The following is a 9,297-nucleotide window of genomic DNA, read 5'->3' on the forward strand; positions in this document are numbered from 1 at the left end:
ACAGCTACGGCACTGACATCAGACAGCTACGGCACTGGCCGCAGACAGCTACGGCGCCGCCGTGGGGCGGCACCGTCACAAAGGAGGTCTCATGACCGGATCAGCCGTCGACCGCTGGCCAAGGCGATGGAAAGCCACGCTCCTCGTCGCCCTGGCGATGGTCGTGGCCGCGTTCGGTACCACGGCGTTCGCCGCGTCCTCGCGGACCGGCACGGCCACCACCGCCCATTCGGCAGTCCACTCAGCGAAGGCCATCGCGGCCGACGCGTCGCTGCCGTGTGACCTCTACGCCGCGGGCGGTACGCCGTGCGTGACGGCGCACTCCACCACCAGGGCGCTCTTCGCGTCGTACAACGGGCCGCTGTACCAGATCCAGAGGTCCTCCGATCACAGCTACCGCGACATCCAAGTGATGAGCGCGGGCGGTTACGCCGACGCGGCGTCCCAGGTCTCCTTCTGCTCGGGCACGTCGTGCACGATCACGAAGATCTACGACCAGACCACCAAACACAACGACCTGCCGATCTCCTGGGGCGGCTACTGGAAGGGGCCCGGTCCCAACGGAGCCGACGTCGGGGCCGACGCCATGGCCCTGCCGGTGACCGCGGGTGGTCACCAGGTCTTCGGTGTCAAGGTCAAGCCCGGTGTCGGCTACCGGATCGACCACGCGAACGGCGTGGCCACCGGAGCCCAGCCCGAGGGCATCTACATGGTGACGTCGTCGGACTACACGAACCAGTGGTGCTGCTTCGACTACGGCAGCGGCGAGAACTCCCACACCGACACGGGCAACGCCACCATGAACGCCCTCTACTGGGGCAACGCCTGCTGGTTCGGCGGGTGCACCGGCAGCGGTCCATGGGTCGAGGCCGACCTGGAGAACGGGATGTACCACACCAACACCGGCTCCAACAAGGATCCCGACAACACCGGTGTGCACTACCCGTTCGTCAGCGCGTGGCTGAAGAACAACGGCACGAGCAATTTCACCCTCAAATACGGCAACGGCGCCGGCGGCGGCCTGACCACCACGTTCTCCGGCCCGCTGCCGAACGGCTACTCGCCGATGAAGCTCGACAGTTCGGTGCTGCTCGGCACCGGCGGAGACAACAGTGTCTCGGGCTCGGGCGAGTTCTTCGAGGGCGCGATGACGGCGGGCTACCCCTCCGACGCCACCGAGAACGCCGTGCAGGCCGCCATCACCGCGGCCGGTTACGGGTCGGGCGGCGGTACCAAGACGGGTGCGCTGCGCGCCGTGGGTGCGGGCAGGTGTCTGGAGGTGCCGGGTTCGTCCACGACGGCGGGTACGCAGACCCAGATCCGGGACTGCACCAGCGCGGCGAACCAGACCTGGTCCCAGACCAACGCCCGGGACCTCACCGTGTACTCCGGCAGCAGCCGCCTGTGCCTGGACGCCTCCGGTCAGGGCACCAGTCCCGGCACCAAGGTCATCACCTGGTCCTGCAACGGCCAGTCCAACCAGCAGTGGAACGTCAACGCGGACGGCACCGTCACCAGTGCCCAGTCGGGCCTGTGCCTGGACGTGACCGGCGCCGCCACCGCCAACGGCACCCCCGTCCAACTGTGGACCTGCAACGGCCAGTCCAACCAGAAATGGTCCCTGAGCTGACCCCTTGAAGGATCCGCAGCAGCCGGCCGGGGCGGCACGCGACCCCCGCCCCGGCGCGGTCACCGCACCGCCCACGCGCGGGACCCGTCCCGCCCCTCACACACGCCGCAGCGACGGACCGCACAGGAGGACCGGATGAGGACGAGTAGGAATCGGCACGCAGACCGTCGGCCGACGCGGGCGAGGGGACACACCTGCGCGACGCACGTCGGCCGGCGTGCGCGAGGGGGCACACCTGCGCGACGCACGTCGGGCCGGCGTGGGCGAGGGGGCACACCCACGCGATGCACGGCGACCGGGCGTGCCGCGTCACCCCGAACCCGGCCGGAGCGCTGATCAAGAGCGGGGGCGGCCCGCAGCCGGCCGGTAACGGACGACCGCACAGCCATCGGGCCCTGTGACCGGGCCCCCGCACGGGACACCTCCCACCTGTGAAAGGACTCCACCGTGTCAGCATTAAGCCGGTCGTTCCGGCGCCTGCGCGTCTTGACGGCCGTACTCGCGGGCCTGCTCCTGACCGCCGGCGGCATCGTCGCCACGACCGCCGCCCCGGCCCAGGCCGCCACCTCCATCACGATCAACGGCGCCTCCGGCGGCCGGACCTTCGACGGCGTCGGCGCCATCAGCGGCGGGGGCGGCAACAGCAGACTCCTGATCGACTACCCCGAGCCCCAGCGCGGACAGATCCTGGACTACCTGTTCAAGCCCGGCTACGGCGCCTCCGTGCAGATCCTCAAGACGGAGATCGGCGGGGACACCAACTCCACCTCAGGGTCCGAGCCGAGTCACCAGCACACCCGGTCCGACCTCAACTGCGACCGGGGCTACGAATGGTGGCTGATGGAACAGGCCAAGGCCCGCAACCCGGACATCAAACTGAACGGGCTCGCCTGGGGCGCACCCGGCTGGATCGGCGGCGGGAACTTCTGGTCCACCGATATGGTCGACTACCTGCTCTCGTGGCTGGGCTGCGCCAAGCAGCACGGGCTGAACATCGACTACCTCGGCGGGTGGAACGAGCGGGGCTACAACATCTCCTGGTACGAGCAACTGCGGAGCGCGCTCGACAGCAACGGCTACGGCAACGTCAAGATCGTCGCGGCCGACTCGGACTGGTCAGTGGCGAACGACATCAACTCCAACCCGGCGTTCGCCTCCGCGGTGAGCGTCATCGGCACGCACTACCCCTGCGGCTACCGGTCGTCCCAGTCCAACTGCTCGGTGCCGTCGGCCGCCACTTCATCCGGGAAGACGCTGTGGGCCAGCGAGAACGGCTCGGACGACTACAACGGGGGAGCGCAGGCCATGGCCCGCGGCATCAACCGCGGATACATCGACGGCCGGATGACCGCGTACCTCAACTGGCCGGTGGTCGCCTCGGTCACGCCCAACCTGCCGTACCCCACCATGGGGCTCGTCCTGGCCCCGCAGCCCTGGTCCGGCCACTACGCGATCGGCAAGAACGCCTGGGTGATGGCGCAGACCAGCCAGTTCACCGCCCCGGGCTGGCACTACCTCGACGCCTCCAGCGGCTACATCGGCGGCAACCGGAACAACGGCAGCTACGTCTCGCTGAAGTCCACCAACGGCTCCGACTACTCCACGGTCGTCGAGACGATGGACGCAGGAAGCGCCCAGACGCTGAACTTCAACGTCACCGGGGGACTGTCCACCAAGACCGTCCACGTCTGGTCGACCGACGTCACCTCCGGCAACCCGGCCGACTACTTCGCGCACACCGCGGACATCACCCCGTCCGGCAGCGGCTTCAGCCTCACCGTCCAGCCGGGCCGCGTGTACACCCTGACCACCACGACCGGCCAGAGCAAGGGCACCGCCACCGGTCCCGCCCAGGGCACGCTGAAGCTGCCCTACACCGACTCCTTCGACGGCTATGCCACCGGCACCGAGGCCAGGTACCTCATGGACTGGCAGGGCGCCTTCGAGGAGGTGGGCTGTGGCGGCGGCCGCAGTGGCAGGTGCGTGCGCCAGATGAGCCCGCAGAAGCCGATCACCTGGGACGCGCTGTCCGATCCGCACGCCCTGCTCGGTGACGTGAGCTGGAGCAATTACACCGTCTCGTCGGACGTGATGCTCGAACAGCCCGGATACGCGGAACTGATCGGCCGTGCGGGCGCACAGGACTACAGCAGTACCGGAGGACTGAACGCCTACCACCTGCGGGTGAGCGACACCGGAGCCTGGTCGGTCCTGAACTCGAACACCAACGGCAACATCACCACCCTGGCCCGTGGCACGACCACGGCCCTGGGCACCAACCGGTGGCACTCCCTGGCCCTCACCTTCTCCGGCACCGCCATCACCGCCGTCATCGACGGTGCCACGGTCGGTTCCGTGAACGACCGCACCTGGGCCGGCGGGCAGACCGGCTACGCGACCAGCCAGGGTGAGACGGCGCAGTTCGACAACCTGTCCATCACCCCCGGCAGCGGTGGGAACGACGGCGGCACGACAGGCGCGATCGTCGGAGCCGCGTCCGGCCGGTGCGTGGACGTGCCGAACCAGTCGCAGACGGCCGGCACCCAGGTGGAACTCTGGGACTGCAACGGAGGCACCAACCAGCAGTGGACGAACACCTCGGCCGGTGAGTTGCGGGTCTACGGAAGCGCCTGCCTGGACGCCGCGGGCCAGGGCACCAGCCCCGGAACCAAGGTGGACATCTGGGACTGCAACGGCGGCAGCAACCAGAAGTGGACGCTCCACGCCGACGGCACGATCACCGGCGACCAGTCCGGCCTGTGCCTGGACGCCACCGGCGGGGGAACGGCCAACGGCACCCTCCTCCAGCTGTGGACCTGCAACGGCAACAGAAACCAGCAGTGGACGCGCGACTGATCCGGTGACCGGCCGACGACCACCGGCTCCCGCACCACCCCAGTCGACCACCCCCGAGAGGCCTCCACATGTCTTCCTCCTCCCCACCGGTCAGCCGCCGTCGGCTGCTGGCGGCGGCCGGCGCGGCCACGGCCTTCGGCCTGCTGCGGTTCGCCCCCGAAGCTGCCGCGACCGACGGTCCCGGCAACTACACCGCGAGCTGGCCGTCCGTGGACCGGCACCCCCCGGCCCCGGCCTGGTTCCAGGACGCCAAGTTCGGCATCTACTACCACTGGGGCGTCTTCAGCGTCCCCGCGTTCGGCAACGAGTGGTACCCGCGCAACATGTACATCGGCGGCTCGAACGAGAACAGGCACCACATCGCCACCTACGGCGACCCCTCGGTATGGCCGTACCACAACTTCATCGACGGTGCCCGCGACAAGGCCGGCAACTACGTGCGGTTCGCCCCCGAACTGGTCTCCAAGGGAGGCGACTTCGACCCGGACGCCTGGGCCCGGCTGTTCAAGTCCGCGGGCGCCAGGTTCGCCGGCCCCGTCGCCGAACACCACGACGGCTTCTCCATGTGGAACAGCCGCGCCAACCCGTGGAACTCGATCCAGCACGGCCCACGACTCGACCTGGTGGGACTGCACGCGCAATCCATCCGCGGGCAGGGGCTGAAGTTCATGGCCTCGCTGCACCACGCCTACCACTTCAACGGCTACTACGACCACGTGCCGCCCCAGTCGGACGCGACGCTGCGCATGCTCTACGGCCAGCAGGGCTCGGCAGCGGAGAACAAACTCTGGTTCGACAAGCTGGTCGAGATCATCGACGGCTACCAGCCCGACCTGATCTGGCAGGACTTCGACCTGGGCCCGGTGCAGGAGTCCTACCGCCTCCAGTTCCTCGCGCACTACTACAACCAGGCCGTCTCCTGGAACAAGGACGTCGTCGCGACCTACAAGGACGGCCTCAACGACAAGGGCGAGGTCTACGACTTCGAACGCGGCGGCCCGGCCGGGCTGCTCACCCCCTACTGGCTGACCGACGACAGCATCTCCTCCTCCAGCTGGTGCTACACCACGGGCATCGGCTACTACTCGACGCGGGCCCTGCTCCACTCGCTGATCGACCGGGTCAGCAAGGGCGGGAACATGCTGCTGAACATCGCACCCACGGCCGCCGGTGTCATCCCCTCCGCACAGCAGTCCATCCTGCTCGGCATGGGCGACTGGCTCGGCCGCTTCGGGGAGGCGGTCTACTCCACCCGCTCCTGGACCAGCTACGGCGAGGGCCCCACCAGGATGGGCGGGGGCTCGTTCAGCGGACCGGTGGCCGGCACCGCCAAGGACGTCCGGTTCACCCGCAGCCAGGACGACAAGATCCTCTACGCCACCGCGCTGGGCTGGCAGGGCGGCACCATGACCATCACGACCCTGAACTCCAACCAGTTCAACCTCAGCACCCTGACGAGCGCCCAACTGCTGAACAACGCCGCCGGCAGTTACACCGACCTGCCGGCACCCGTCCAGGACGCATCCGGCCTGCACCTCACCATGCCCTCGGCCAACCCGCCGTTCAGCGCCCTGGCCTACACGGTCAAGCTCACCTTCTCCGGCCGGATCCCCCCACTGGGCGGACCGGGCGGCTCGACCACCTGGGTGAAGATCGCCAACGTGACCAGCGGGCTGGTGCTCGACAGCGGGGGCACCGTGGCCTCCGGCTCCAACCTCAAGCAGTGGAACTACGACGGAAGCGCCAACCTGCAGTGGCAGCTGATCGACCTCGGCAACGGCTACTACCGCATCATGAACCGAGCCAACGGCATGGCCACCGACAGTTGGGGCGACTCCGCCAACGGCGCTTCCGCCCGCCAGGCGGCGTGGAACGGCGGCGACAACCAGCAGTGGTCGCTCAACAGCCTCGGCGGCAACCGCTACCAGATCGTCAACCGCGGAACCGGCACCGCACTCGACGGCAGCGGCAGCACCACGGCCGGCTCCACCACGGTGATGTGGACGCCGAACTCCAGCACCAACAACGAATGGACCATCGCCGGCACCTGAAACGCCGGCCACCGACGTCCCCTGCCCCCCACCCATCGAAGAAGGAATGCATGAAACGCAAACCACTCTTCATGTCGATCGCGGCTGCGATACTCCTCGTCCTGTCGGCCGCGGGCACCTCGTTCGGCAGCGCCCGCGCAGCGACCGGGCCGGCCACCACCGGCACCGTCCGGGCGACCGCCGGCACCGTCCGGGCGACCGCCGGCACCGTCCGGGCGACCGCCGGCTGCGGCAAGGCCCCGACGCTGACGAGCGGCACCCACACCATCCAGAGCGGCGGCCAGACCCGCAGTTACATCCTGCGGGTCCCCGCCGGCTACGACAACAACCACCCCTACCGGCTGATCTTCGGATTCCACTGGCGGGGCGGCACGGCCAACGACGTGGACTCAGGCGGAACGGACGGGTACAACTGGTCCTATTACGGCCTGCGGCGCCTGGCCGACACGAACAACAGCACCATCTTCGTCGCCCCCCAGGGCAACGGCAACGGCTGGGCCAACCCCGGCGGCCAGGACGTGGCCTTCGTCGATGCCATGGTCAGCCAGATCGAAGCGGGCCTGTGCGTGGACACCGCGCAGTTGTACTCCGCCGGCTTCAGCTACGGCGGTGCGATGTCGTACGCCCTCGCCTGCTCCCGGGCCACGGTCTTCCGCGCCGTCGCGGTCTACTCCGGCGCGAACCTCAGCGGATGCGACGGCGGCACCCAGCCCATCGCCTACATGGGCCTGCACGGCATCAGGGACAACGTGCTGCCCATCGCGTCGGGACGGCAACTGCGCGACACCTTCGTCCGGAACAACGGCTGCACCCCGCAGAACCCGCCCGAGCCCGCCTACGGCAGCCTGACGCACATCATCACCGCCTACTCCGGCTGCCGGTCGGGATACCCCGTCGTCTGGGCAGCGTTCGACGGAGCGGGCCACGACCCCGGCCCCATCGACGGTTCCACCGGAGATGGCTGGCACACCTGGACATCGGCAGTGGTGTGGCAGTTCTTCACACAGTTCGACTCGAACCCGTCGCCGTCCGCGGGCAACCAGGAGATCGTCGGCCAGCAGTCAGGGCGCTGCCTCGACATCGACAACTCCGCCACGACCACCGGCACGCAGGCACAACTGTGGGACTGCAACGGCGGCTCCAACCAAAGGTGGACCTACACCTCCGGAAAGCAACTGGTCGTCTACGGCAACAAGTGCCTGGGTGCCGGCCAGGCAGCGGCCAACGGCACCCCGGCGGCGATCTGGGACTGCAACGGACAGACAGACCAGCAATGGAACATCAATTCCGACGGCACGATCACAGCGGTGCGCTCGGGGCTCTGCCTGGATGCCAACGGCCAGGGGACCGCCAACGGGACGAAGATCCAGCTGTGGAACTGCACGGGCGGTACGAACCAGCACTGGCGCTTGCAGAACTGACACACCGGGACCAGGCACGGCACCGCTCCAACCTGGCCCCGGGCCAGGCATCGCGACCTCACATCGTTTGGAGCCGGTTGCCCGCGGCTGATGCTGTTCGGCGCGGAAGTCGCCGGTGCGCAGCAATACGCCTGTGTACGTTGCCAAGAAGCGGCACGGCAGCGCACCAAAGAGACACCCCGCGCCGGCCGCGTCGTTGGCACCACCGGCGGGGCGGGCGGCTACGGGGCGGCCTCGACGGCCGGCACCGCGCCCGCCCATTCCATGCCCGGCGCGGCGAGGACGGCGCGCTGCTCCGCCTCGACTTGGTGTTCGGAAGCCACATTCCCAGCTTCACCGGCACCGGCTCCGCCTCGCCGTCGACCGTGATCTCCACGACGGCGCCGCACAAGACGGGACGCTTCCCCTCCTTCTCCACCGGCGGCCATGTGTGCCCGGCAGGAACTGGGCCGGGCGCAACGTGGTCAAGGCCCAGCATCGCGAGCGCCAGGCCAGGGCGCGAAGATGCGGGGGCGGGCTGCACTCACCCAGGCCGAGACGGATCTCGCTGCCGTCCGGCAGCGCGGTCGGCTGGTGCGGGGGGCGGGGCACGGAGCCCGACGTCGTACGCCATCGCGCCGAGGGCGAGGACTACGAGCGGCCACACGAGGGGGGAGGCTGCCGGGATGGTGCCGTGGACCAGGGCCGCGCCGAGACTGCCGGTGCCGAGTGTCGCGGTGCAGGCCGGCATGTTGGGTAGGGCGATCCGCAGCTCACTAATGTCCACTCGGTCATTAACGTCGGCATGGCACACGTATCTCCACGAGGCGACATGTCCGATATCAGGACGACACCATCTCCCGGCACCGGGCCGGGCGGCCCGGGACGGGGTTGAGGGCGCTCACCCGTCCGCTCACCATGCTCGTCTCGGCCTGCGGAGAGCGGCCGGTGATGCGCGCAGCGAATCTCTTCACCTTCCGGCGGCGGTGAGAGGCGCCGCTGGACCGGCGCGGTCAGGGCCCACGGGAAGCGTTCCGCGGCCGCCAGGACGTCCTCTCCGTCGAGTGCCGCGGCCGCCGGGGCCGGAGCCGGTGCCTGGTGAGGGGCGGGGGAGGCCGGCTGCTGAAGGTGGGCGAGCAGCAGGGCAGGAGAGGCGGCGCGCCCGCGCTGGACGGTGGCAGTGGTGTCGGCGGTGCGCAGCAAGGTGGCCGGTGACGTCGCGGGCCGCGACGGCCATCCGTCCGCGAAGCGCTGCTCGGACCCGTGCGGGGTGCTGTTTTCGGGGATCCGGGTGTGGGCGCCGGCCACCGCCCCGGGCCTCCAGCTTCGACATGATGTCGTCGGCCTGCTTGTCCGTGAG

Annotated in this window: 4 protein-coding genes; all 4 read left to right on the forward strand. The window is 69.3% G+C overall.

What is annotated here, in order from left to right; translation table 11 throughout:
- The first annotated feature begins 91 nt into the window (after positions 1-91).
- The 4 genes from IF37_RS0109520 to IF37_RS0109535 all read left to right on the forward strand — a co-directional run bounded on the left by IF37_RS0109520 (position 92) and on the right by IF37_RS0109535 (position 7,958).
- On the forward strand, positions 92-1,630 hold the full coding sequence (locus IF37_RS0109520; RefSeq protein ID WP_030739234.1) for an arabinofuranosidase catalytic domain-containing protein: 1,539 nt from the start codon (positions 92-94) through the stop codon (positions 1,628-1,630).
- Positions 1,631-2,077: 447 nt separating this feature from the next.
- A complete protein-coding gene (locus IF37_RS0109525) occupies positions 2,078-4,486 on the forward strand; it encodes a ricin-type beta-trefoil lectin domain protein (RefSeq protein ID WP_030739237.1) in 2,409 nt (802 codons plus the stop codon).
- A 68-nt stretch (positions 4,487-4,554) separates the two neighbouring features.
- Positions 4,555-6,537, forward strand: coding sequence for an alpha-L-fucosidase (locus tag IF37_RS0109530; RefSeq protein ID WP_030739239.1), 1,983 nt, complete (start codon positions 4,555-4,557; stop codon positions 6,535-6,537).
- Between the two features lie 71 nt (positions 6,538-6,608).
- On the forward strand, positions 6,609-7,958 hold the full coding sequence (locus tag IF37_RS0109535) for a ricin-type beta-trefoil lectin domain protein (protein ID WP_030739241.1): 1,350 nt from the start codon (positions 6,609-6,611) through the stop codon (positions 7,956-7,958).
- Positions 7,959-9,297 lie beyond the last annotated feature (1,339 nt).

It is taken from the genome of Streptomyces sp. NRRL S-31 (assembly GCF_000718775.1).
Lineage (GTDB): Bacteria > Actinomycetota > Actinomycetes > Streptomycetales > Streptomycetaceae > Streptomyces.

Bases quoted from the DNA above. Each gene is read 5' to 3' on its own strand.
- IF37_RS0109520 (WP_030739234.1), top strand. From the start codon at position 92: ATGACCGGATCAGCCGTCGACCGCTGGCCAAGGCGATGGAAAGCCACG.
- IF37_RS0109530 (WP_030739239.1), top strand. From the start codon at position 4,555: ATGTCTTCCTCCTCCCCACCGGTCAGCCGCCGTCGGCTGCTGGCGGCG.
- IF37_RS0109535 (WP_030739241.1), top strand. From the start codon at position 6,609: ATGTCGATCGCGGCTGCGATACTCCTCGTCCTGTCGGCCGCGGGCACC.